Annotated in this window: 30 protein-coding genes; 17 read left to right on the top strand and 13 right to left on the bottom strand. The window is 69.8% G+C overall.

The window, feature by feature from the left end; genetic code table 11:
- Positions 1-22 precede the first annotated feature (22 nt).
- The 3 genes from ACWBNA_RS32075 to ACWBNA_RS32065 form a co-directional block, all read right to left on the bottom strand.
- Complete coding sequence (locus ACWBNA_RS32075; protein ID WP_482708019.1) at positions 23-262, bottom strand: hypothetical protein; 240 nt, start codon at positions 260-262, stop codon at positions 23-25.
- Complete coding sequence (locus ACWBNA_RS32070) at positions 259-585, bottom strand: DUF6247 family protein (RefSeq protein WP_482708018.1); 327 nt, start codon at positions 583-585, stop codon at positions 259-261. The genes ACWBNA_RS32075 and ACWBNA_RS32070 overlap by 4 nt, the downstream gene beginning before the upstream one ends.
- 125 nt (positions 586-710) lie before the next feature.
- Positions 711-1,022, bottom strand: a complete 312-nt coding sequence (locus tag ACWBNA_RS32065) for a hypothetical protein (RefSeq protein WP_482708017.1) — start codon at positions 1,020-1,022, stop codon at positions 711-713.
- Here ACWBNA_RS32065 and ACWBNA_RS32060 point away from each other — a divergent pair.
- Together ACWBNA_RS32060 and ACWBNA_RS32055 are read left to right on the top strand one after the other, a co-directional pair.
- Complete coding sequence (locus ACWBNA_RS32060; protein ID WP_482708016.1) at positions 921-1,229, top strand: Scr1 family TA system antitoxin-like transcriptional regulator; 309 nt, start codon at positions 921-923, stop codon at positions 1,227-1,229. The two genes, ACWBNA_RS32065 and ACWBNA_RS32060, sit on opposite strands and share 102 nt — an antisense overlap.
- Positions 1,226-1,429: a DUF397 domain-containing protein gene (locus ACWBNA_RS32055; RefSeq protein WP_482708015.1), complete on the top strand. Its 204-nt coding sequence runs from the start codon at positions 1,226-1,228 to the stop codon at positions 1,427-1,429. Before ACWBNA_RS32060 ends, ACWBNA_RS32055 begins: the two co-directional genes overlap by 4 nt.
- Positions 1,430-1,956: 527 nt before the next feature.
- Here the strand turns inward: ACWBNA_RS32055 and ACWBNA_RS32050 are convergent.
- The 9 genes from ACWBNA_RS32050 to ACWBNA_RS32010 form a co-directional block, all read right to left on the bottom strand.
- Positions 1,957-4,026, bottom strand: coding sequence for a pectinesterase family protein (locus tag ACWBNA_RS32050; protein ID WP_482708014.1), 2,070 nt, complete (start codon positions 4,024-4,026; stop codon positions 1,957-1,959).
- Positions 4,027-4,232: 206 nt separating this feature from the next.
- Positions 4,233-5,105: a hypothetical protein gene (locus tag ACWBNA_RS32045; protein ID WP_482708013.1), complete on the bottom strand. Its 873-nt coding sequence runs from the start codon at positions 5,103-5,105 to the stop codon at positions 4,233-4,235.
- Positions 5,106-5,275: 170 nt separating this feature from the next.
- On the bottom strand, positions 5,276-6,211 hold the full coding sequence (locus tag ACWBNA_RS32040) for an aminoglycoside phosphotransferase family protein (RefSeq protein WP_482708012.1): 936 nt from the start codon (positions 6,209-6,211) through the stop codon (positions 5,276-5,278).
- Positions 6,212-6,220: 9 nt separating this feature from the next.
- On the bottom strand, positions 6,221-7,684 hold the full coding sequence (locus ACWBNA_RS32035; protein ID WP_482708011.1) for a HAMP domain-containing sensor histidine kinase: 1,464 nt from the start codon (positions 7,682-7,684) through the stop codon (positions 6,221-6,223).
- A complete protein-coding gene (locus ACWBNA_RS32030) occupies positions 7,681-8,418 on the bottom strand; it encodes a response regulator transcription factor (protein WP_482708010.1) in 738 nt (245 codons plus the stop codon). Before ACWBNA_RS32030 ends, ACWBNA_RS32035 begins: the two co-directional genes overlap by 4 nt.
- 108 nt (positions 8,419-8,526) lie before the next feature.
- Positions 8,527-8,709 (bottom strand): hypothetical protein, encoded by a 183-nt coding sequence (locus ACWBNA_RS32025; protein ID WP_482708009.1) that lies wholly within the window; start codon positions 8,707-8,709, stop codon positions 8,527-8,529.
- A 33-nt stretch (positions 8,710-8,742) separates the two neighbouring features.
- Entirely contained in the window at positions 8,743-9,972 is a 1,230-nt protein-coding gene (locus ACWBNA_RS32020; RefSeq protein ID WP_482708008.1) for a S1C family serine protease, read from the bottom strand.
- A 142-nt stretch (positions 9,973-10,114) separates the two neighbouring features.
- Positions 10,115-11,137 carry a LacI family DNA-binding transcriptional regulator gene (locus tag ACWBNA_RS32015; protein ID WP_482708007.1) on the bottom strand — a complete coding sequence of 341 codons (1,023 nt, stop codon included), beginning with the start codon at positions 11,135-11,137 and terminating at the stop codon, positions 10,115-10,117.
- Between the two features lie 94 nt (positions 11,138-11,231).
- On the bottom strand, positions 11,232-12,011 hold the full coding sequence (locus tag ACWBNA_RS32010; protein ID WP_482708006.1) for a winged helix-turn-helix transcriptional regulator: 780 nt from the start codon (positions 12,009-12,011) through the stop codon (positions 11,232-11,234).
- 180 nt (positions 12,012-12,191) lie between these two features.
- Between ACWBNA_RS32010 and ACWBNA_RS32005 the strand changes: the two genes are divergently transcribed.
- The 9 genes from ACWBNA_RS32005 (at position 12,192) to ACWBNA_RS31965 (ending at position 17,773) form a co-directional block, all read left to right on the top strand.
- Positions 12,192-13,076, top strand: a complete 885-nt coding sequence (locus ACWBNA_RS32005; RefSeq protein WP_482708005.1) for an alpha/beta hydrolase — start codon at positions 12,192-12,194, stop codon at positions 13,074-13,076.
- A 36-nt stretch (positions 13,077-13,112) separates the two neighbouring features.
- Complete coding sequence (locus ACWBNA_RS32000; RefSeq protein WP_217237038.1) at positions 13,113-13,367, top strand: MoaD/ThiS family protein; 255 nt, start codon at positions 13,113-13,115, stop codon at positions 13,365-13,367.
- A gap of 2 nt (positions 13,368-13,369) precedes the next feature.
- Positions 13,370-14,500, top strand: a complete 1,131-nt coding sequence (locus ACWBNA_RS31995; RefSeq protein WP_482708004.1) for a hypothetical protein — start codon at positions 13,370-13,372, stop codon at positions 14,498-14,500.
- A gap of 185 nt (positions 14,501-14,685) precedes the next feature.
- Positions 14,686-15,423: an LmeA family phospholipid-binding protein gene (locus ACWBNA_RS31990; protein WP_482708003.1), complete on the top strand. Its 738-nt coding sequence runs from the start codon at positions 14,686-14,688 to the stop codon at positions 15,421-15,423.
- A 298-nt stretch (positions 15,424-15,721) separates the two neighbouring features.
- Positions 15,722-15,802 (top strand): putative leader peptide, encoded by an 81-nt coding sequence (locus ACWBNA_RS31985; RefSeq protein ID WP_373464534.1) that lies wholly within the window; start codon positions 15,722-15,724, stop codon positions 15,800-15,802.
- Between the two features lie 128 nt (positions 15,803-15,930).
- On the top strand, positions 15,931-16,770 hold the full coding sequence (locus ACWBNA_RS31980) for a sulfurtransferase (RefSeq protein WP_217237035.1): 840 nt from the start codon (positions 15,931-15,933) through the stop codon (positions 16,768-16,770).
- Positions 16,771-16,799: 29 nt separating this feature from the next.
- Complete coding sequence (locus tag ACWBNA_RS31975; protein WP_010351646.1) at positions 16,800-17,087, top strand: DUF1416 domain-containing protein; 288 nt, start codon at positions 16,800-16,802, stop codon at positions 17,085-17,087.
- 106 nt (positions 17,088-17,193) lie between these two features.
- Entirely contained in the window at positions 17,194-17,454 is a 261-nt protein-coding gene (locus tag ACWBNA_RS31970) for a DUF3099 domain-containing protein (protein WP_482708002.1), read from the top strand.
- 10 nt (positions 17,455-17,464) lie between these two features.
- Positions 17,465-17,773 (top strand): VOC family protein, encoded by a 309-nt coding sequence (locus ACWBNA_RS31965; protein ID WP_482708001.1) that lies wholly within the window; start codon positions 17,465-17,467, stop codon positions 17,771-17,773.
- On the opposite strand, the gene ACWBNA_RS31960 is transcribed toward ACWBNA_RS31965, so the two are convergent.
- The gene (locus ACWBNA_RS31960) at positions 17,767-18,129 is read right to left on the bottom strand and encodes a DsrE family protein (protein ID WP_482708000.1); all 363 of its coding nucleotides are present in this window, start codon (positions 18,127-18,129) and stop codon (positions 17,767-17,769) included. The genes ACWBNA_RS31965 and ACWBNA_RS31960 overlap by 7 nt on opposite strands.
- A gap of 162 nt (positions 18,130-18,291) precedes the next feature.
- On the opposite strand from ACWBNA_RS31960, the gene ACWBNA_RS31955 reads away from it, so the two are divergent.
- The 6 genes from ACWBNA_RS31955 to ygfZ all read left to right on the top strand — a co-directional run bounded on the left by ACWBNA_RS31955 (position 18,292) and on the right by ygfZ (position 23,243).
- Positions 18,292-19,011 (top strand): hypothetical protein, encoded by a 720-nt coding sequence (locus ACWBNA_RS31955; RefSeq protein ID WP_482707999.1) that lies wholly within the window; start codon positions 18,292-18,294, stop codon positions 19,009-19,011.
- Entirely contained in the window at positions 19,008-19,913 is a 906-nt protein-coding gene (locus ACWBNA_RS31950; protein WP_482707998.1) for a hypothetical protein, read from the top strand. Before ACWBNA_RS31955 ends, ACWBNA_RS31950 begins: the two co-directional genes overlap by 4 nt.
- Positions 19,910-20,935: a hypothetical protein gene (locus ACWBNA_RS31945; RefSeq protein WP_482707997.1), complete on the top strand. Its 1,026-nt coding sequence runs from the start codon at positions 19,910-19,912 to the stop codon at positions 20,933-20,935. The genes ACWBNA_RS31950 and ACWBNA_RS31945 overlap by 4 nt, the downstream gene beginning before the upstream one ends.
- 245 nt (positions 20,936-21,180) lie before the next feature.
- A complete protein-coding gene (locus ACWBNA_RS31940) occupies positions 21,181-21,756 on the top strand; it encodes a heme-binding beta-barrel domain-containing protein (protein ID WP_482707996.1) in 576 nt (191 codons plus the stop codon).
- 49 nt (positions 21,757-21,805) lie between these two features.
- Positions 21,806-22,267: a Fur family transcriptional regulator gene (locus ACWBNA_RS31935; protein WP_482707995.1), complete on the top strand. Its 462-nt coding sequence runs from the start codon at positions 21,806-21,808 to the stop codon at positions 22,265-22,267.
- Between the two features lie 10 nt (positions 22,268-22,277).
- Positions 22,278-23,243: a CAF17-like 4Fe-4S cluster assembly/insertion protein YgfZ gene (ygfZ, locus tag ACWBNA_RS31930; RefSeq protein ID WP_482707994.1), complete on the top strand. Its 966-nt coding sequence runs from the start codon at positions 22,278-22,280 to the stop codon at positions 23,241-23,243.
- Positions 23,244-23,255 lie beyond the last annotated feature (12 nt).

Here is a 23,255-nt window from a genome sequence, read left to right as displayed (position 1 = left end):
GCGGACGGCGGGCCGGCTGGGGTCAGAGAGCGACCAGGTCGATGACGTTGATGACCACGTGGCGGTTGGACACCACGTACGTGATGAAGCCGTCCTGGAAGGCGGCCGACCAGCTGTTGTCACGGTTGCTGATCGCGGGCGGGCCGAAGGGATTGAGGCTGAGCCGCTTCTCGAGCTCTTCAAAGGAAGCGCGCTGGGGCACCTTCAGGGCGGCCTTTCGGCGAGCCGCGCAGTCGACGTACCTGATCGCGTACGCACTCACCCGGACCTGCCCGCGTCGATCGGCCGGTTCTCGGCGTCGTAGGCGTTGCCGTCCGCGTCCCGGAAGACCAGGCCCTCGGTGTCGCCCTCGGTCATCCGCTTGACCGTCTGCTCGACCTCGTCCAGGTAGCCCGGCGTCGCGCAGGCGCAGGCGAAGGGGAACCACTTGTCGGTCACGGCGTCGAGCGCCGACTGGTCGAAGTCGGCGGCCGCGCTGAGCCAGTCCTGCTCGAAGCCCCGCAACCAGTCGGGTCGCCGTTGCAGAGCGGCTCGGATCGCCTCGGGAGTTCTCTCGCAGGAGTGGGGATCCACCTCATGAGCCATGATCGGTTTCTCTTCTCCGGCAGGACGACGTGTGGTGACCGGACGTGGTGACCGGACACCCAAGGTAGAGCTTGCCGGGTGCGGAGTGCCCAAGGATGAGGGTGATGACGTGGTGAGGCCGGTGTTCACGGGCCGCTCCGGGGGATGCGTTCGCCGCGGCTGACCGCGATACGCAGGACGTCCGCCAGGCATTCCGCCGCCCTGGTCAGCGCGAAGCGCACGGCTCGCTCTCCCGCGGTGGTGTCGGCCAGCACCGCCTTGGCCCCCGCGAGCACCTGCGCACCGGATTCCAGCTGGGCCGCCTCCAGGTCGTCGGCAAGCCGGGAGAGCCTGCTGTGGTCGCTGTCGGTGCTCAGGTAACAGGGGTTGCCCTCGGGAGTGGTCCAGGGGAGCAGACGGAGGCTGCCGGTCGGCGGTGCGTCCTCGGAGGTACTCACGCGGAGAACAGTGACCTCATCCTGTTGTGGCAGCGAGTCGGCGATCCTGTTGCCTACGTGGAAGGCAACGGGATCGGCGTGCTGATCGACGATCCGGACAAGGTTCTGTCCTACCGCTTGTCCTACGATCTGGTCAGGGACGCGGCGCTGACTCCGGTGGAGTCGACGGCGTTCATCAAACGCCTTCTGGAGGAGAGCAGATCATGAAGCGAACTCCCGACCTCGGCACCGCTGTGTGGCGCAAGTCGTCTTACAGCGACGGGGGAGCCTCGAACTGCCTCGAGGTCGCCGACGGCTACCCCGACCTCGTCCCCGTCCGCGACAGCAAGGTCCCGGACGGCCGGGCGCTCGTCTTCGGTACGGCCGCCTGGTCGGCCTTCCTCACGCACGCGGCGCGCAGCGCGTAACCCAGCCCCGCACCCGGGCGATCAGCTCACGCCGGGGCTGGGAAGCGGACTATCGGCGTACGTGCGGCGCGTCGAAGGAGCTTATTGATCATGACCGTCCACGCTGTGGAACCCCAGTCGGTCATTCCCCCCATGCCCGAGCGGACCCCGAAGGCATTGCGTGAAGCCATTGCTCAGCACGCCCCGCAGGGAGTCCAACGACCTCGTCGAGGCCAAGGCGCTCATCGAGGAGACGTCCAACATCCGTCACCAAGCGCAGCGGCTGGAGCCCGGTCAGTGACCAGCGGAGGATTCATGGGGCCGCCGTGGCAAATGGACTGGACACTCAAGGCTCAGGCACGTTGACGCGTTGCCCGAGCAGGTGCGGAAGATGGTCGACGCCGTGCGCGCCGAACCGGTCACGGCGGAGGACCCCTGTTTCCGGGGCGTCGACACCGACGCGAACCTTCCCCATGGCATGAAGTGAACTGAGCGCAGCCCCCTCACCCCCGCAGCGGACAGGCCGGGGGTGAGGAGGGCGGCGCACGTCAGGAAGCCGAAGGCGTCCAGTCGCCCAGCCAGTCCGCGACCTCCTGGCCGGCGGCCTGCGCGTCGGTCAGGAGGGGGCGGTCGGTGCTCGCGGCGCCCGCGCCCGCGCCGGTGTTCTTGTACTCGGCGAAGCGGTCGTCCTTCCAGGAGAAGCCGCTCATGTCGGTCCAGGGGGTGGTCCGGATCGCCGCGCTGAGGTTGGTGTTGCGGACCGTGGTCTGCGGGTCGAGGGAGGCGTCGCCCCCGGCGTGCCAGGGGCGGCCGAGGTAGAAGGTGCGGTCGGAGACGTCGCCGTTGACCGTGGAGTTGGCGATCAGGATGCCCTTGCGGCCCGCCGCCGTGCTCGGGGCGGTGACGTAGCCGGCCGAGGTGCCGTTCCAGCGCTTCTTGAGGGTGATGACCGACCGGTCGATCACCGCGGTCGCCCGGCCGAAGATGAAGTCGACGTTGCCGATGACGTAGGAGTTCGCCATGTAGACGCGGCCCAGCTTGTCCTTCGACGCGGTGTCCACCAGCAGGGTGTCCTGGTCGCCGCTGACGATGACGGAGTCCAGGAGGACCTTGTCGGCCGCGGTGCGCAGGGCGACGGCCTGGTGGCCGGAGAGGGACTGGTTGGCGGCCTCGTCGAAGTCGTTGGAGATGGTCAGGTTGCGGGCCTGGAAGTCGTCCGCCTCGACGGCCATGGTGGCGCTGCCCCCGGTGCCGTAGGTGCCGGAGCCGTCCGGCTTCGGCGTCCCGGACGCGTTGTTGTAGACGATCACCGTGTCCTTGCGGCTGCCGCCCGTGCCCTGGACGGTGACGTGCGGCTTGTTGGCGGGGACCTTGACGAGTTCGCGGTACGTCCCCGGCTTGACGGAGATGACGACCCGCGACGGGTTGTTCGCCGGTACGGCGTTCACCGCGGCCTGCACGGTCGAGTACTGCCCGCTGCCGTCCTTGGCGACGGTGAGGGTGGTGGCGGCAGCGGCGGTGGTCGAGGCGGTCGCCGTACCGATCGAACCGCGCGGTCCCACCCCGGACTTGAGCAGCGACGGCACGTCCGCCGTCTTGTCCGCCGTGTACGCGTAGTACGTCTTCGGGTCGAAGGCCGTACCACCGCTCTCGTTGCGCCCGCTGGTCCCGACGAAGGTGTTGCCCTTCTGGACGATGCTCGCGGTGCTGTCCTTGATGACGGGGTTCTTCATGCCCTGGAAGTAGGAGTTCTCCAGGACCATCTTGGTCGCGCCGCGCGAGTAGTTGCCGTAGGAGGAGTTGACGTCGGTGCCGGCGACGTCCTCCAGGAAGTTGTTGTAGAGGTGCGCGTGGGCCGCGTTGTCCGTCGACGGGTTGCGCTGCTCGGTCTCGCGGATCCAGTTGTGGTGGATCGTGATGTCGGTGACGACGTTCTCGGTCCAGCCGATGCCGAAGGCCTTGTTGTCCTGGCTGAGCTTGTTCCAGGACACGGTCACGTTCGTGGTGTCCTTGCGGACGTCGATCAGCCCGTCGGCCATGTTCCGCAGGTCGTTGTGGTCGATCCAGACGTGGTGGGCGCCGTCCATCTGGATCGCGTCGAAGTCGTGGTCCTTGTCGTTCCAGATGCCCTGGTAGGCGTCCCGGATCGTCAGGTTCCGGATGATCACGTTGTGGACGCCGGAGCCGAGGAAGAACCCGCCGCCGACGATGTGCCCGGAGGTCCCGGCGCCGACGATCGTCTTGTCGGAGGCGACCTTGATCTCCTTGCCGACCGGGTTCATGGGGATGGTGGCGGCCACGACGATGACGTACGGCTCGGCGGCGGTCGCGTACTTCTCCAGGTCCGCGAGCGTCTTCACGGTGACGGTCTTGCCGTCCCGGCCGCCGTACGTCCCGTTCTGGCCCAGGGAGTTGACGGAGGCGAAGCCGTCGGCGGTGGCGGTCGCCCAGGCGGGGGCGGCGGTGGCCGCGGAGGCCGTTCGCTGAGCGTCCGCGCCGAAGACACCGAATTCCGTGCCGTAGGCGAGAGTGCCGGCGGCGGTCAGCGCCAGGGGGACGCCGACCGCCAGCGCGGTCTTCCTTCTGCGGTGGCGGGGCTTGCTGCGGGTTTCACTCACGGCGGTTTCCGATCGAGTCAAGTGACAGGGGGATCACGTCACTTGCTTGTCGGAGCCGGTGGGGGAAAGGTTGCCGCGCCGGTGCGGATCGGTGGCCTCAGGCCCGGATCAAACGCGTCAGGTCCGGATCAAGGACCTCAGGCCCGGATCAAGGACCTCAGCCCGGATCAAGGACCTCAGGTCCGGATCAAGAACCTCAGACCCGATCAGGCGCAGGTCTTCGGGTCCAGCTTCTGCTCCCACTTGTCCTCACGGCCGTCGGGCTGGCCGTTGGGCAGGAGTTTGTCGGAGGTGCCGTCGATGTAGTAGCCGTAGGAGTAGACCGTGTTGTACCCGCGGTCACGCCAACTGTGCACGGTCTTGCGCCCGTCGCCCTTGTCCCACTCGTAGTCCTCGACGTAGAAGATCGGGTTGACGCGCACCACGCGCTGGTACGGCGTCCAGGTCACGGCGACCTGGGTGCACGGCGGGATCGTCTTCTCGCTGCGGCGCTCGAAGGACGAGGTCTTCTCCCAGCCCCACTCGTAGCCGGCGCTGCCGCCCGCGGTGCCCGAGAAGATGCTCTTGGCGAGGGAGAGGCTGATCGAGGCACCGACGCTCTTCTTGGCGAACGTCTTGGTGCTGTAGCTGCTGACGAAGGTCTCCTTGTCGTCCTTCGAACCCCGGTTGCCGATCCAGGGGGAGACGCGGACCGGCTCGCCCTTGGTGGACCAGGTCGAGGCCTGTGCGTAGCCGCACCAGCCGCGGAAGACCTCCCACGGCCCGGCGGGTATCCACAGCGGAACCACGTCCCGCAGGTACTCGTCGCGGGTCTTGAACTCGCCGGTGTCGACGTTGAGGGCGCCGTAGACGCCCGTCAGGCTTCCCTCCTGCTCACAGAGCCGCTCGATCATCAGGTCGGTGTTCCCGGGGTCGGTGCCCCGGATGTTCGTCGCGCCGCCCGGACCGCCGCCGGCCGCCTGCGCGGAGCCGGTGCCGGCCAGCAGGCCGGTCAGGGCGAGGGCGGTGGAGGCGGTGACCAGGGCGCTCTTCTTGAGAGCTTTGCGCGCCTTGCCACGTGAGGTGCGGATGAGTCGCATGGGGGGTGGCTCATTCCTGGGTGCTGTGCACAGGTGCGTGGGGCACCTGTCTGACAGCCCAGGAAGATGGCAGAGAACTCACGAGTAGGGTCGGAATTGCGTGAGGAATGACAGGACATTGACAGAGAGGAGGGGCTGCCTGTCGGTCTTTGCCCGCTTACGTGAGCAACTCACGTGAGCAACTGCGCGAGCCCTTCCGCGAAGCGCACGAACCCGTCCCGACTCGGACCTCCTCGAGCGACCCGGAATCCGTACCGACGGCCGTGGAAGGCGGTCTGGACCGCGTGGAACTGGGCCCACCGCCGGACCTGTTCACGGTCGAGCTCCGCCGCCTCGGCGAAGACGTCCAGGGCGCGGTGCACGGCCTTGGACAGGTCGTCGGCGGCCAGCAGGGCCAGGGCGCGCGACTTGAGCAGGGTGCCGCCGTCGTAGGCGGGATCCCCCGCGTACCCCTTGGGGTCGACGGCCAGCCACGGCTCACGGTCGGCGCGCAGGATGTTCCGGGCATGCAGGTCACCGTGGATCAGGGTGTCCGGCTGGACGCGCCCCAGCTCACGGACGGTCGCGACGGCGGCATCCAGCACGCGGCCGGCCAGACCGTGTTCCAGTTCCCCGGCGTCCCGGCGCAGCTCTTCCTCCCAGCCGTCGGCCCTCTCCCGCAACCGGGGCAGCCCAGCCGGCGCCGGAACGGCCAACCGCCGGTTGAGCCGCCCCGCGACGGTCACGATCCTGTCCTCGTCCCCGTCCTCGACCTCCCCCAGGGTCCGCGTCCCGACCCGCTCAAGGAGCATCGCGAACCGCTCGTCGTCGCGGGCGTACAACAGGACGGCCCCCCGCCCGTCCCACGCGGCGAAGGCGTCCGGCTCATGGACGTTGCCGGGATGCGGGAACGACACCTTCAGTACGGCGTCCGCCCCATCGCCCTGCCCCTGCCGCACGGGGACGATCACGCCGACGCCCCCGTGCAGCACCTCGCCGTCCGGTACGCAGTCCCACCCGTCCAGCAACTGGTCGACGAGGTCGGGGAGTCCGGCGATCCACGCCGCCCCTGCCTCTCCCTCGCGCTCCACGGTGCTCCGTACGAACGTCTCCGGTACCGGGATCATCCGGGCACCCTACGGGAGCGGGTCCGCCACCGGCTCGGCGGGCGGAGGCGTCGGCGCCCCCGGCAGCCGTACGGTCGCCACCGTGCCGCCGCCCTCCGCGCGGGCCAGGGTGACCTCGCCACCGGCCTGTTCCACCGTCCGGGCGACGATCGACAGGCCGAGGCCCGACCCGGGCAGGGCGCGGGCGCTGGGGGAGCGCCAGAAGCGGTCGAAGACGTGAGGGAGTTCGTCTGCGGGGATGCCGGGGCCGTGGTCGCGGACGGTGAGCACGCCGTCGGCGAGCCGCACCTCCACGGTGCCGCCCTCGGGACTGAACTTCACCGCGTTGTCGAGGATGTTGACGACCGCGCGCTCCAGCGCGGCCGGTTCCGCGCGGACGAACCAGGGCTGGAGATCGGCGGTGATGGTCAGCTCCGGCCCACGGAGCCGCGCCCGGCGCAGGGCCGACTCGACGGCGTCCTCCAACGCGACGACTTGGAGACGCTCGCCCCGCTGCCCCTCCGAGCGGGACAGCTCCTGCAGGTCGCCTATGAGAGCGGCCAGCTCGGTCATCTGCGCCTTGACGGAGGCGAGCAGTGCCTTGCGGTCGGCCTCCGGGATGGGGCGGCCGGTCTCCTCGCTGCGGGTGAGGAGCTCGATGTTCGTGCGGAGGGAGGTGAGGGGGGTGCGGAGCTCGTGACCGGCGTCCGCGATGAGCTGCTGCTGGAGCTCGCGGGAGTTGGCGAGGGAGGACGTCATCGAGTTGAAGGAGCGGGAGAGACGAGCGACCTCGTCGTCTCGGTCTTCGTCCACGGGGATGCGGATGCTCAAGTCCTCCGTGCGGGCCACGTGTTCGACGGCCTCGGTGAGCTTGTCGACGGGGCGGAGGCCGGCACGGGCGACGGCGAGACCGGCGACGCCGGCACCGAGGACTCCGATGCCGGAGACGAGGAGGAGGATGAGGGCCAGTTCGTTGAGGGTGGACTGGGTGCTCTTCAGCGGTACGGCGACGATGAGCCCGACGTTGGGTCCGGCCTCCCCGGTGACGGTCGTGGTGGGACCCATCGGCCGGGTCATCACGCGGACTTCGTTGCCGTCCTCGTCGGTGCCGTTGCGGAAGTAGATCCGGCTGATGTCGCCGGTCTTGATCTTGTCCTTGTCGGACTGGGTGACCTTGACGGTGCCGGTGGAGTTGTCGGTGACGCAGACCTTTCCGGTCTCCGTGACCACCTGGGAGTAGTTGTTCCGGAAGAAGCCATTGCCCTGTGGGGTCGCGGAGCAGTTGGCGAGGGCTGCCTGGGCCTGTTGGATCTGTCCCGGCCCCTTGATTCCCCTCTGCAGGTCGCTGTTCAGCTGCTCGTACAACTTCCCCTGCACAATGAACCAACAAGTGACCGAAACCGCCGCCACCGCGAACGCCACCGCCGCCGCCACCAGCATCGCCAGCCGCGACCGGATCGGCAGCGACCGGAACCGGCGTACGACCTTGTTCACTCCGCCCCGCCCTGTCGCAGCACATACCCCACGCCCCGAACCGTGTGCACGAGCCGCGGCTCGCCGCCCGCCTCGGTCTTGCGGCGCAGGTACATGACGTACACGTCGAGGGAGTTGGAGCTCGGCTCGAAGTCGAAGCCCCATACCGCCTTGAGGATCTGCTCACGGGTCAGCACCTGGCGCGGGTGTGCCATGAACATCTCCAGCAGCGTGAACTCCGTACGGGTCAGCTCCACCGGCCGCCCGGCACGGGTGACTTCCCGCGTCGCGAGGTCCATGCGCAGATCCGCGAAGGTCAGCGCCTCGTCCTGCTCGACCGTGCCCGCCCCGGCCGCCGCCGCGTACGAGCTGCGGCGCAGCAGCGCACGGACGCGGGCGAACAACTCGTCGAGTTCGAAGGGCTTGACGAGGTAGTCGTCCGCCCCCGCGTCCAGTCCCGTCACCCGGTCGCCGACCGTGTCGCGGGCCGTCAGCATCAGGATGGGGGTCGTGTCGCCCGCGCCGCGGATCCGGCGGGCGGCCGTGAGGCCGTCCATGCGGGGCATCTGGATGTCGAGGACGACCAGGTCGGGCTGGTACGCGGTCGCCTTCTCCAGGGCGTCCGCGCCGTCGACCGCGACCTCCGTGTCGTAGCCCTCGAAGGCGAGGCTGCGCTGGAGTGCTTCGCGCACCGCCGGCTCGTCGTCGACGATCAGGATGCGCTGGGTGTCACGGTCGCCATCGGCGGGGCTCATGGGCTTCGGATTCCTCGGGTGGGGTGGGAGAACTGGGGACTGAAGCGTGCTGAACGTTTTCAGCCTCGCATGCTTCCCGACCGGCGCTGAAGGACGAGCGGGGTGGGATCAGCCGCGTACGGTACGGCGGCGGCTGCGCGCTGCACTCGCGCGGCGGCCCGCGCCGTGGGCGACGGCGGCCACTTCGGGCGCCCGCGTCACCGGCGTGTGCAGTTCGTACGCCACCTCAAGGGCCAGGGTGAAGTCGGCCGGGCCGGTGCCGGTCGTGGGGTGCGAAACCTGCTTGATCATGACGTACTCCCTACGGACGGGGTGGGATCGGGCTCAGCTGTCGGAACCGCCGGCCCGCAGCGTGGCCAGGTCGGACTTGACGGTGTTGATCGGGATGGCGAAGCCGAGGCCCACGCTGCCTGCGCTCGACGAGCTGGTGGAGTCGGCGGCCGAGTACATCGCGGAGTTGATGCCGATGATGTTGCCGTTCATGTCGATGAGCGCGCCGCCGGAGTTGCCGGGGTTCAGCGAGGCGTCGGTCTGGAGCGCCTTGTACGTGGTCGTCGACGAACCGGTGTCGCCGTTGAACTGCCGGCCGCCGAACTCGAACGGCCACTGGCCGCTGCCGTCCTGCTGCTGACCCTGGCTCTCGTCGGTCGAGACGGTCACGTCACGGTTCAGGGCGGAGACGATGCCGCTGGTGACGGTGCCGGTCAGACCCTCGGGGGAGCCGATCGCCACGACCGTGTCGCCGACCTGGACGCCGCTGGAGTCGCCGAGGGTGGCCACGGTCAGGCCGGAGGCGTCCTCCAGCTTGATCAGGGCGAGGTCCTTCTTGCTGTCGGTGCCGACGACCTTCGCGGTGTACGTCTTGCCGTCGCTGGTGCTCACCTTGATCGAGGAGGCGCCGGACACGACGTGGTTGTTGGTGATGATCTCGCCGTCGCTGGTGATGATCACGCCGGAGCCGGTGGACTCACCGGCGTTGGAGGTGGCGTTGATCTCGACGATGCTCGGGCTGACCGCCTTGGCCACCCCGGCGACCGTGCCCTTGGCGGCGGACGGGATCACGTTGGTGCTGGTGCTGCTGGTGGCGACCGTGTCGTTGCCGGTCAGCTCCTGGATGCCGTACGCGGTACCGCCGCCTATGGCCGCGGCGACGATCGCCACGGCGGCGAGCAGGGCGAGCGGGCCGCGGGTGCGCTTCCTGGGCGCCGGAGCCGGCGCCGGCGCGGCGGGCTCGGCGGGCACGCCCGTCATCACGCCCGTACCACCGCCGTTGCCGGCACCGCCGCCGTAGGCACCTCCGGTACCGGCACCGCCGCCGTAGGCACCTGCGTAGGCACCGTCGGCCGCGAATCCGGTCGGTGCGGACGCCTGCGAGGCCTGGGACGGCCAGACGGTGGTGCCCGGCTCGACGGTGACCGGCTGCCCGGGCTGGTGCGCCGGCGGGGGCGGCCACTCGGGGTTCACGGGGGAGGCTTGCTGCTGGGGGTACGCGGCCTGGTCGCCGTGACCCTGGGGGTTCTCGTACTCGCCGCTGCGGCGGAAGCTCTCGGTCATGACACGTAGCTTGTCCGCCGACCATGAGAGCTCCCTGAGCGCTTGCTGAGAACCCCGGCAGAACCTCGTACGTCCGATATAAAGACGTCTCTCGCAGCTCGGCGACGTCTCTCAGAGAGCTCTCACAAAGGCCGCGGGGACCTCACGCGCAGCCGCAGGACTGCCGTACGACCAGCCGCGAGGGAAACACCTTCAGCCGTTCCCGACGGGAGCCCGCCACCCGCAGACCGTCGTCGAGGACGAGGTCGACCGCGGCCCGCGCCATCGCGGAGCGGTCCGAGGCGACGGTCGTCAGGGGCGGGTCGGCGAGGGCCGCTTCCTTGATGTCGTCGAAGCCGACCACGGCCAGCTCGCCGGGTACGTCTATCCGCAGTTCGCGCGCCGCGCGCAGCAGGCCGATCGCCTGGTCGTCGGTGGAGCAGAAGATCGCGGGCGGGCGGTTGGGCCCGGCGAGGATCTTGAGGGCGGCCTGGTAGGCGTCGTAGCGGTTGTACAGGGCTTCGAAGAGCCGGCCCTCGGTGGGGATCCCGGCCTCGGCCATCGCGCGCCGCCAGCCTTCCACGTGGTCGGAGACCGGGTCGCCGACGGACGGGGTCTCGGCTATGCCGCCCATACAGGCGACGTACGCGTAGCCGTGTTCGAGCAGGTGGGTCACGGCGAGGTGAGCGCCGCCCAGGTCGTCGGTGACGACGGCGACGTCGTCGATGGCCTCGGGCCGCTCGTGCAGCAGGACGACCCTGGCGTCCCAGGCCTCGATCTCGGCGGCGGCGTTGTCGTTCAGCGCGTGGCTGACGAGGATGAGTCCGGACACGCGCATTCCGAGGAAGGCGCGCAGGTAGTGGACCTCGCGTTCGCCGATGTAGTCGGAGTTGCCGACGAGCACCATTTTTCCGCGCTCGGACGCGGCCTGTTCGACCGCGTGCGCCATCTCCCCGAAGAAGGGCTGGCGCGCGTCCGGCACGATCAGGCCTATGAGATCCGTGCGCCGGGACGCCATCGCCTGGGCGACGCGGTCCGGCCGGTACCCCAGTTCCTTGATCGCGGCGAGGACACGCTCGCGCGTGGCCGGGGCAACCGGCCGGGGTCCGTTGTTGATGACATAGCTGACGACGGCAGTGGACGTCCCTGCCAGTCGTGCTACGTCATCCCTGGTTACCTTGGCCACGGGCGGAGTCTACGCGGATGGACCCGCTCTGGGCAGGGCGTCAAGCAGGCTCCCTGTGCGGAAGCGGCGCCCGGCCCGAGCGGGTGAGCGTCCGCTATGCCTCTGCGGAGATCTCCGCGCCGTCCAGGGCGGCCGCCTCGTCCGCATCCTCCGGCTTTGACTGGGCCGCCTTGGCCTTCGCCTCGTCGGTGGCGCGGTCACCCTTCTCGGGAGTAACGAATCGATAACCGACGTTCCGGACGGTCCCGATCAGCGACTCGTGCTCGGGTCCGAGCTTGGCGCGCAGCCGTCGTACGTGGACGTCGACCGTGCGGGTGCCGCCGAAGTAGTCGTAGCCCCAGACCTCCTGCAGCAACTGGGCGCGTGTGAAGACGCGGCCCGGGTGCTGGGCGAGGTACTTCAGGAGCTCGAACTCCTTGAACGTGAGGTCGAGGACGCGGCCCTTGAGCTTGGCGGAGTAGGTCGCCTCGTCGACCGACAGGTCGCCGTTGCGGATCTCCATGGGGGAGTCGTCGTTGACGATCTGCTGCCGGCCCATGGCCAGCCGCAGGCGGGCCTCGACCTCCGCCGGTCCGGCGGTGTCGAGGAGTACGTCGTCGATGCCCCAGTCGGCGGTCACGGCGGCGAGGCCGCCCTCGGTCACGACGAGGATGAGCGGACAGCCGGGCCCGGTGGACCGCAGCAGCTGGCACAGGCTGCGGACCTGCGGGAGGTCGCGGCGCCCGTCGATGAGGATGACGTCGGCGCCCGGGGTGTCGACGAGGGCGGGGCCTTCGGCCGGAGCCACTCGCACGTTGTGCAGGAGCAGGCCGAGGGCGGGAAGCACCTCCGTCGACGGCTGGAGGGCGTTGGTCAGGAGCAGCAGAGAACTCATACGTCTGGTTCCTCCTCGGTCCCTGCGAGGACGTTTGCGGCACTGCGGCACTGCGGACTGCTCTGCATTCCCGGGGCCCCGTACACCTGCGGTTTTCCGCCTCGTATACAACGCGTCCGGAAGCACAAAAGGACCCGGGGGCTACGCTGCCCGAGTCCTCTGCCTAGGAGAATAGCCCACATGAGCACTGGTCGGGCAGGTCATGTGGCGCGTTCCACCATTCGTCCGCACTCCGAGACGAGCAGACGCGCACCTTTCCGGACGTTTCTGCACACGGCCGACGGTATTTCCATTGATTCCGTATACGACCCGGGGGCGGTCGTATACGACGCCGGAAGGCCATCTTCCCGTGATCTCGTGTTCGTGATCGCGCACGGTTTCACCGGTGACGCGGACCGCCCGCACATTCGCCGTATCGCGCGGGTGTTCGCCCGGTACGGGGCCGTGGTCACGTTCTCCTTCCGCGGCCACGGCGCCTCCGGCGGGCGCTCCACGGTCGGCGACCGCGAGGTGCTCGATCTCGCCGCCGCGGTGGAGTGGGCCCGTTCCTTCGGGCACGCGCGCGTGGCCACCGTCGGCTTCTCCATGGGCGGCTCGGTGGTGCTGCGGCACGCGGCGCTGCACCCGCCGGACAAGTCGGGGCGCGCGGGGCGCACCGAGGCGCACACGGAAGCGCACGCGGACGTGGTCGTCTCGGTGAGCGCTCCCGCCCGCTGGTACTACCGGGGCACGGCTCCCATGCGCCGCCTCCACTGGCTGGTGACGCGCCCCGAGGGCCGCCTGGTGGGCCGCTACGGGCTCCGGACGCGCATCCACCACCGGGAGTGGAGCCCGGTACCGCTGTCCCCGGTGGAGGCGGTGCCGAGGATCGCCCCGAGGCCCCTGCTCATCGTCCACGGCGACCGGGACGGCTACTTCCCCCTCGACCACCCCCGCATGCTGGCCACCGCCGCCGGTGACCACGGCGAACTCTGGCTGGAGCCCGGCATGGGGCACGCGGAGCACGCGGCCGGCGACGAGCTGCTGGCCCGGATCGGGGACTGGGCGGTCGCACGGCCGGGCTAGCCTGACCGTGTACACCGCCGATTGATTGAGGAACCGATGCCAAAGGTCACGGTGCGCTACTGGGCCGCCGCGAAGGCCGCGGCCCAGATCGCCGAGGAGCCGTTCGACGCGGCCACGCTCGCCGAGGCGCTCGACGCCGTGCGCGGGCGACACCCCGGCGAACTCGTGCGCGTCCTGCAGCGATGCTCGTTCCTCGTCGACGGTGACCCCGTCGGCACCCGCGCCCATGAGACGGTACGGCTGGCCGACGGCGGCACGGTCGAGGTGCTGCCGCCGTTCGCAGGAGGGTGACGATGAGCGACCAGCCGTACGAGGGCGGTACCCCGTACCCGCCCCAGCAGGGGTACGAGGGATCCGAGGGATACGACCCCTACTGGCAGCAGGCCTACGAGGACCAGCAGGCCGCCCAGCAGTACACGCAGCAGTGGCAGGGGCAGACCTGGGAGACGCAGGTGCAGCAGCCGGTGTCGGCCGCGGAGACGGCGTATCTGCCGCAGCAGCCGCCCGTGCAGCCGCCGTACGACGCGTACGGGGCTCAGCAGGTGCCGCAGCCGGCGCCTCAGCAGCCTCATGTTCCTCAGGTCCCGGTTGCCCAGGCTCAGGCGTCGCCCGCAGCCGGTGAGCCGGCTTCCGGCTACGGCCCCGCCACCGTCGCCGGCAACGCCCGGATCACCGACGCGCAGCGGGCCCGCCTGGAGGGGCGTTCCCCGATCATCGAGCCCGGCATGCAGCCCGCCGCGCTCACCGCGCTGCTCGGTCTGCTCCTGTCCGGTACGGCCGCCATCGGGTCGTACGCCCTCCTCGTACCGCTCGTCGTCCTCCAGGCGGTCACGGCGGCGGGCTGGTTCCGGCTCAACGGCATGTGGCCCGCCCGGCAGGGCATCGCGCTCGCCTTCCTGGGCGCGCTGGCCGCGGACGCCGTACTGCTCGCGGCCGGCCGCGAGAACGGGCCCGCCGCGATCCTCGGCACGCTGGGCGTCTGGGTCCTGCTGTCCCTCGTCCTCCAACTCCGCTCGCACGCCGACCCGGACGAGCGGATGTACGGCCTGATGGCCACGGTCGCCTCCGCGGCCCTGGCGATCGTCGCGGCCGGCCACCTCGCCGCCGACCCGGACGCGGTCACGGTCGGCGCGGCCGCGGTGGCCGTCGCCGTCCTCGCCCGCGCGCTGCCCCTGCCGACCCCGGCCTCCGTGCTCGTCTCCCTGCTCGCCGCGGCGGGCGCGGGCATCGCGGTCGGCGCGATGACAGGGCTCGGCCCGGAAGGCGCGCTGCTCGGCGCGGGCGCGGCGGTGTGCGCGCTGATCGGCCACCGGGTCGCGAGTTACGACTACCCGTCGCGCTTCGTGCACTTCACGGCGGGCGTGGCCCTGCCCCTGGCAACGGCCGCACCGGCGGTCTACGTGCTGGGACGGGCGCTGGGATAGGCCGCGGCCGGGCGGTGAGGAGTGGGCGTCGTCGGTCCGCAGGGGTGCGGGACCGGCCCCTCCCCTCCTGTCACAGGTGATCGACAATTCTCCGGCCCTCGCCCGGCTCGGGGTTACTCTCACGCTCGACGGCCACCCGTCCGTCAACCGACCGTCGTCCGACCGCCGTCGTAGGGGACAACCGCATGCGCGCACTGCGAATACTTCTGATCCTCGTCGTGATCTTCGGCGGCCTCTTCGTCCTCGCCGACCGCCTCGCGGTCAACTTCGCGGAGGACGAGGCGGCGGACAAGCTGAAGACCAGCGAGGGTCTGGCCGTCACCCCCGACGTCTCCATCAAGGGCTTCCCGTTCCTCACCCAGGTCGTCGGCGGCGAGCTGGACGACGTCGAGGTCGGCATCAAGGACTACGAGGCGGACACCGGCACCAGCGACCAGAAGATCCGCATCGACGACCTCCAGGCGAGCATGAAGGGCGTCGAGTTCTCCGGCGACTACAGCTCCGCCATCGCGAACAGCGCCACCGGCACCGCGTCGATCACGTACGACGAACTGCTCAAGACCGCCAAGTCCGAGCCCACCCAGGTCGCTCCCGGCGTCACCGCCAACGTCGTCGGCCTCTCCGACGGCGGCAACGGCAAGATCAAGGTCGAGATCGAGGCGACGGTGCTCGGCACCAAGCTGCCGGAGCCGGTCTACGTCCTCAGCACGGTCGCCGCCAAGGGCGACACGGTGAAGGTGCACGCCGACACGCTGCCCTCCTTCGGCGGCGTCGACCTCGCCGAGAGCCGGGCCCGGACGGTCACCGACTTCGAGCAGAAGATCGACGGACTGCCCGGCGGCATCCAGCTCGACAAGGTGCAGGCGGCGAAGAACGGTGTGGAGATCACGGTGAAGGGTTCGAACGTCCGGCTGGCCGGGTAAACAGGCCGGAGCACACGGGACGGGCCTGGGGCAGGCACGGGACGGGCACGGACCAGGCAGCCATCAGGTGCCACAAGGCAGACGCCATGAGTCAGCCGCCACGAGGCAGGCATGAGACGAGGCTGTCCGACACGCGAGACGCGCCCGTCCGTGGCGTCGATGTGACGACGGATACATCCGCCCGGGAACCGTGTCCCCACGGCCCGGGCGGACATCTGTTCTCACATCGCGGACGATCGCGTCTCAAAATACGACACGCCGGTGACACGCGCACCTGTCCGTCCCTACGATCGAGGCCATGAAGCGACAGGCGGATCTCACGAAGCGGCGGGCAGTAGACCTGTGCCGCGTCTCCGCCATGCTCTGTCGCACTTTCTGAGCGGAAGCGCAGCCTTCCGTATCCCCCGCCCTGCCCAGGGCATTCGTGCGCACGCGCCTTCTGGCGGCCTGCACGCGCACACCTCTGACTTGCACGCCCCGCCGTAACTGCCCCGGAGGAGAAAGAGCATGAGCCGCAGCGACGTCCTGGTCGATGCCGACTGGGTCGAGGCCAACCTCGACAACCCCAGCATCGCCATCGTCGAGGTGGACGAGGACACGTCCGCCTACGAGAAGAACCACATCCGCAACGCGATCCGGATCGACTGGACCGACGACCTCCAGGACCCGGTCCGCCGTGACTTCGTCGACCAGGAGGGCTTCGAGAAGCTCCTCTCCGCGAAGGGCATCGCCAACGACACGCTGGTGATCCTCTACGGCGGCAACAACAACTGGTTCGCGTCGTACGCCTACTGGTACTTCAAGCTGTACGGCCACGAGAACGTCAAGCTTCTCGACGGCGGCCGCAAGAAGTGGGAGCTGGACGCCCGCGAGCTGGTCGAGGACGTTCCCGAGCGCCCCACGACCGACTACAAGGCCAAGCCGCAGAACAAGGCCATCCGCGCCTTCCGCGACGACGTCGTCGCCGCGATCGGCTCGCAGAACCTGGTCGACGTCCGTTCGCCCGACGAGTTCTCGGGCAAGCTGCTGGCCCCCGCCCACCTGCCGCAGGAGCAGTCGCAGCGCCCGGGCCACGTCCCGTCCGCGCGCAACATCCCGTGGTCGAAGAACGCCAACGACGACGGCACCTTCAAGTCGGACGAGGAGCTCAAGGAGCTCTACGCCGAGGAGCAGGTCGACCTCGCCAAGGACACCATCGCGTACTGCCGCATCGGTGAGCGCTCCGCGCTGACCTGGTTCGTGCTGCACGAGCTGCTCGGTGTGGAGAACGTCAAGAACTACGACGGCTCCTGGACCGAGTACGGCTCCCTCGTGGGCGTGCCGATCGAGCTCGGCGCCAACAAGTAATCCGACCTGAACGACCTCTGGAGACAGACATGTGTGGAGCGAAGGCCGGCGGCCCGGACGCCTCGACGATCAAGCCCGGTGAGACCACGATTCAGGGTCAGGTGACCCGCGACGGCGAGCCGGTGACCGGCTACGTCCGGCTGCTGGACTCGACCGGCGAGTTCACCGCGGAGGTCCCGACGTCCGCGACGGGCCAGTTCCGCTTCTACGCGGCCGAAGGCACCTGGACCGTCCGCGCCCTCGTGCCCGGCGCCACCGCCGACCGCACGGTCGTCGCCCAGCAGGGCGGCCTCGCGGAGGTCGCGATCGCGGTCTGAGTCAGACCCTGACGACTGAAGGGCCGCACCCCCGGTGTGAACACCGGGGGTGCGGCCCTTCGGCGTGAGCCCCTCCGGCCGTCTGTGGCGGATCTACCCTGGAGCCATGTACGCACGGCGCCGACACGTCTACTTCGCCATGATGGGGACCTGCATCGGTCTCTTCGTCCTGGCTTGGGGGGTCGTACGGCTCTGGTCGGTACCCGTGGCGGTGGGCATGTGCGTGGTGGCCATGGTCATTCCCCCGCTCGCCGCCATGGTCGCCAACCGCCGCGGCCCCGACGACCGCTGGTGGGACGACCCCTCCGGCGACCCGAAGTCCGACGACTGGTGGGACGAACTCGACGGGAAGAGGCGGCGGCAGTAGGAAGAGGCGCATGTCGCCTGCGAGGCCGTCCACCGTGGTGCTCGACGCGCGGGACGCGCACGAGCCGGCCGGGTTCTCCTGCTCGGATACGAGGTGCGTGCCGAGGAGCCGGACCGGGTGCTCATCGGCCCGCCCGGCGTCGGTGGCACGGCACTCTCCTTCGAGACCGAACATCGAGGTCGACGACCTGGCGGCCGAGACCACGCGGGCCGTCGCCGAGGGGGCGTGGCTCGCGGAGCACCAGCCACAGGACGACGTACGGGTGCTGTTCGACCCGTCAGGGCACCCCTTCTGCCTCTGGGTGCAGGCGTCTCAGTAGACGAGCGCCTGCGTCTCGTCCCCCATTGCCTCCTGGACGAACACCTGGGCTCCCGCGATGCGTACGCCCTTGATGACGTCGTTCTCCGTGATGTCCCGGCGGGCCGCGCACTGGGTGCACAGGGTGACGCGGCCTGCCGTGAGGATCGAGTCGAGGAGGTCGGGGAGGGGGGCCGCGTGGGGGAGGTCGAACTCGGCGGCACGGCCCGGTAGGGCGAACCACGCGGACTCGCCGGTCAGCCACAGGGAGACGTCGACGCCGCTGGCCACGGCCACCGCCGCCACCGTGAACGCCTGCGAGCACCGCTCGGGGGCGTCCGCCCCGGCTGTCACCTTGATCACGAGCTTCTTTGCCATGGCCGAATCGTAATCAACGTCGGTACAACTCGGTGCTCTGACCATGAGTCTCCTGTGAGCGCGCATACGGAATGCGCACTTCACGTTCTGTGGGGGGACGTCTTGGAAGTACCCGAAGAAGTAGCCGACGCCCCAGTCGCCCCGGTTACTCCGGTAAACCCGATGGTCGCGCCCCGGCGCCGCCGACGCGGGCGTACCGCGCTGCTGATCGCCGGCGCCACCGTCCTCGGCCTGGTCGCCGGCACCTGCGCCGGCTACCTCGTGCAGGCCGACCGCGAGCCGACGAAACTGCCCTCGCTCTCCCAGCCGACGCTGCCGCAGGCGAAGGGCAAGGCCCCCGAGCCGCTGTCCGCCGCCCAGGACCGCCGGGTGAAGACCGACGGCGACCTGCGCAAGCTGCTGCTCAAGAAGCCGGGTGGCGCGAAGGCCGCCGACTGGCTGTCCGGCACCGACGGCTGGTTGGACCTGGCCGCCTACGCCGACCAGTACAAGAAGCCGGAAGAGATCTTCGGCGACCTCGTCGGCGACGAGTTCCGGCGCGCGGCCGTCACCGGCTGGGAGTCCGGCACGACCTCCCTGGAGATCCGGCTGATCCAGTTCCGCCAGGAGGAGGCCCCCGCGGCCGCCGACACGGCGGACAACAGCCAGTACTGGGCGGACGCCGAGACGGCCACGAAGAGCTGGACCGTCCCCGGTACCGGGAACGGCATGGCGTACGTCCACACCCAGCCCGAGCGCGAGGCCGGCTACCTGCCGCTCTACAGCGCCGAGGCCCACGCCTGGCGCGGCGACATCGCCATGGAGATCTGGATCTACGACACCAAGCCGATCTCCAAGAAGAAGATCATGGACCTGGCCGAGCGGCAGATGGAGCGGCTGTGACCGAGAACCAGAACGAGCCGGTCCAGAGCACGCCGCTCGGTGACGCAGGTGAAGCCGGTCAGGTGGGGCCCGTCGAGCCCGGGCAGCCCTCGGCGCCCGCCGCGTTCGACGCGTTCGACGCCTACGGCGTTCCCGTCCCGCCGCCGGCCAAGAAGCCCTTCCCTCGTCGCCGTATCGCCGCCGTGGCTGGATCCCTCGTGCTCGTCGGCGCCGTGGTCGCCGGTGTCGGCCAGACCGTCGTGACCGTGAAGGACGCTGACCGTGACGCCGGCGCCCCGGTCTGGAAGTTCCCGAAGACCACGGCCGAGGACAAGAAGGCGGCCACCGCCAAGGGTCTCGCCGGCGTCCTCGTGCCGTACGGCACCGACGGCTGGAGCCGTGGCCCCGACCTCGGCGAATACGGCTCCGACGCGGAGCTCAGCGGCGCCCAGGCGACCGCCCTGCGCAAGGAGTCGCTGAGCGACCTGCCCCGCAGCCAGCGCAGGAAGCTGGAGAAGCAGATCGACCGGCAGCGCATCAAGGGCATGGCGATGCGCAGCTACCTCAGCTCCGACGCCAGTGCCCTCAGCGAGAACGAGGGCACCTTCGCGGTGAGCATCGTGCTGGCGCAGATGGAGAGCCGGGCGGCCGTCCGCGACATGGCCACGTTCCAGAACGAGTTCCTCGACGCCCTGGACGTCTTCCGCAAGGGCCCGAAGGTCAAGGGCCACAAGAACGCCGAGTGCTTCCTGCCGCCCGAGGACGACGACACGGACCTCGACACCATGTACTGCTCCGCCTACCAGGGCGACGTCCTGGTCACGGCCACCGCGGACGGCGTCAAGCCACTGGACACCAAGGGGGTCGCGATGCTGCTGAGCGAGCAGCTCGACCGCATAGCCGAGCCGGGGGAGGCGGTATGACCGAGCAGCCACAGATCGCGGAGCCGACGGCCGCGGAGCAGACGGCCGTGGAGCCGCAGATCACGGCGCCCCAGATCGCGGAGCCGACGGCCGTGCAACCGGCAACAACGGAGCCGACTGCCGTGAAGCCGGCAACAACGGAGCCGGCAACACCGGAACCGCAGTCGGCCCCGCCCCCGCCCCCACCCCCGCCTCCGTCCGCGCCCCCCACCGCCCCACCCCTCCAGGCACCCTTCGCACCCCTCACACCCCCCGCTCCCAAGGACCGCCGGGTCCTGCGCGCCGTCCTGCGCTGGACCGCGGCCGTCGTGGTCTTCGCGGCGGTCGGGGCGTCGGCCGCGTACGGCATCACGCGGATGGAGCGGACGGACGTACCGGGCCTGGCGACGGAGTCGGACGGGCGGTGGGACTACCCGCAGCTGGTGAAGCCGCCGCTGCCGTCGGGCAGTCCGGAGCCCTTCGCCGAGGCGAACAAGGCCGGCGCGCACTACGCCGACCTGCGTGCCCTGCTGCTGCCCGCCCCCGCGGGGGCCACGCAGGACAAGGCGCTGCGCGGCTCGGACGGCTGGCTGGCGACGAAGGACTTCCTGGCGGAGTACGAGCCGGAGGATCGTGGGGAGTTCCGGCAGGAGCTCGTCGACGACGGACTGCGGCACATCGCGGCCCGCGGCTGGACCACCGAGGACGGCACGCACACGCGGATCTACCTCCTGCACTTCGACACGGCGGCCGTCGTCGACGAGGTGTTCTCCGGCGACGTCGGCCCGTACAGCGGTCCGGGCCGCATGGTGCGCGGCGCCGAGGACTCCGTCTTCGACGAGGACTTCCCGGAGCCGGCCCGCGTCGACGACGTCCAGCGCTCGGTGTACACGGAGGCGAAGCCGTACGGCGCCGAGCAGGTCCGGCAGGCGTACCTGGCCGCCGGTGACGTCCTCGCCGTGATCATCCAGTCCCGGAAGGGCACGGCGAAGGCCGTTCCGTTCCAGCAGACGGTGACCCTGCAGAGCCAACTGCTCGGGTGACCTCGGTGAGGGCACACCTCACTGAGAGGGCCGGGCCCCGGCCGCGTAAGCTGGGGCCCGGCTTTTGTGTACTGCCATCCCACTGTGTACTGCCATCCACGATCGTCCGAGGAGCACTCCGTGCTTGAGGTTTTCTTCGAAGCCCTGCTGGTCCTGGTCTGCGTCGGCGTGCTCGCCTTCGCCGGACTGACGGTGAAGAAGCTGTACCAGGGCCAGCGCTGACCCACGTCTAGGAACTGCTGCTCATGATCGAGATCCCGTCCGACCTCCACAAGGACCTGGTTCCCCTCGTCTTCCTGCTCGGCAACTGGGCGGGCGCGGGCGTGCACGACTTCCCCGGTTCCGAGAAGTGCAACTTCGGACAGGAGGTCACCTTCACGCACGACGGTCGGGACTTCCTGGAGTACCACTCCCACACCTGGGTGCTCGACAACGACGGCAACAAGGTCAGGCCGCTGGAGTCCGAGTCCGGCTTCTGGCGGATCGACGCCGAGCGCAAGGTCGAGGTCACCATGGTCCGCGACGACGGTGTCGTCGAGGTCTGGTACGGCGACCTGGCCGCCAAGAAGCCGCAGATCGACCTGGTCACGGACGCGGTGGCGCGTACGGCGGCCTCCGGCCCGTACACCGGCGGCAAGCGGCTGTACGGCTACGTCAACAGCGACCTCATGTGGGTCGGCGAGAAGCAGACCCCCGAGGTCGAGCTGCGCCCCTACATGTCGGCCCACCTGAAGAAGGTCGTCACCCCCGAGGACGTCGAGCGCTGGGCCAAGGCCCTCCCCGACGACATGCCGGACGACGGCATCGCCTTCTTCAAGTAGGAGCTCGCGAAGAGGAATCGCGTTCCCCGTTGGTCCTAGACTCTCTGGTGTGGTGAGCACCGACTGGAAGAGCGACCTCAGGCAGCGCGGCTACCGGCTGACGCCGCAGCGGCAACTCGTGCTCGAAGCCGTGGACACGCTGGAACACGCGACCCCCGACGACATCCTCATCGAGGTGAGGAAGACCGCGTCGGGGGTCAACATTTCGACCGTGTACCGGACGCTGGAGCTCCTGGAGGAGCTCGGGCTGGTCAGCCACGCCCACCTGGGGCACGGCGCGCCGACGTACCACCTCGCGGACCGGCACCACCACATCCACCTGGTATGCCGCGACTGCACGAACGTCATCGAGGCCGACATCTCGGTGGCGGCCGAGTTCACCGCCAAGCTCCGCAAGGAGTTCGGCTTCGAGACCGACATGAAGCACTTCGCGATCTTCGGCCAGTGCAAGGACTGTTCCCGCAAGGCGGCCCAGAGTTCTGCGCTCAAGGGTTCAACTACCGAGTCGTAGGCTTAGCCGTATGAAGAGCCCCCTGCTGTCCCTGTCCGGCGCCGTTCCCGCCGAGGGTGTGGACGAAGGCGTCGCCGCCCACTACGGCGACCTGTTCCGCGAACAGCGCGCCCTCGCCGGCGGCACCGGTTTCGTCGATCTCTCGCACCGCGGGGTCGTCACCGTCACCGGTGAGGACCGGCTGAGCTGGCTGCACCTGCTGCTCACCCAGCACGTCAGCGACCTGCCCACCGGCCAGGCCACCGAGGCGCTGATCCTGTCCGCGCACGGCCACATCGAGCACGCCCTGTACCTGGTGGACGACGGCGTGACGGTCTGGGCGCACGTCGAGCCCGGCACCCAGGACGCGCTGGTCGCCTACCTGGAGTCGATGAAGTTCTTCAACCGGGTCGAGGTCGCCGACCGCACCGCCGACTTCGCGGTCGTCCACCTGCCGGCCGGTTCCATCGCCGGGGTGCCCGAGGGCGTCGTGGTCCGCGAGACGGCGTACGGCCGTGACCTGTTCCTGCCGCGCGAGGACCTGGAGTCGTACGCCGAGAAGACCGGCCCCGCGGCCGGGATCCTGGCGTACGAGGCGCTGCGCGTCGAGCAGCACCGCCCGCGCCTCGGCTTCGAGACCGACCACCGCACGATCCCGCACGAGCTGGGCTGGATCGGCACCGCGGTGCACCTCCAGAAGGGCTGCTACCGCGGCCAGGAGACGGTGGCCCGGGTGCAGAACCTCGGGAAGCCGCCCAGGAGGCTCGTCTTCCTCCACCTCGACGGCAGCGAGGTTCACCTCCCGGTGGCCGGCACCGACATCCGCCTCGCGGACGAGGGTCCCGACGGCCGCAAGATCGGCTTCATCACGACGTCCGTGCGCCACCACGAGCTGGGGCCGGTCGCGCTGGCACTGGTGAAGCGGAACGTGCCGTTGGACGCGCGGCTGATGGCGGACACGACGGCCGCGGCCCAGGAAGTCGTCGTAGAGCCGTAGATCGTTCCCGGA

The organism is Streptomyces sp. Q2 (genome assembly GCF_056820935.1).
The sequence above is the reverse complement of the archived record's forward strand: the minus strand, read 5'-3'. Positions and strand labels throughout refer to the sequence as shown.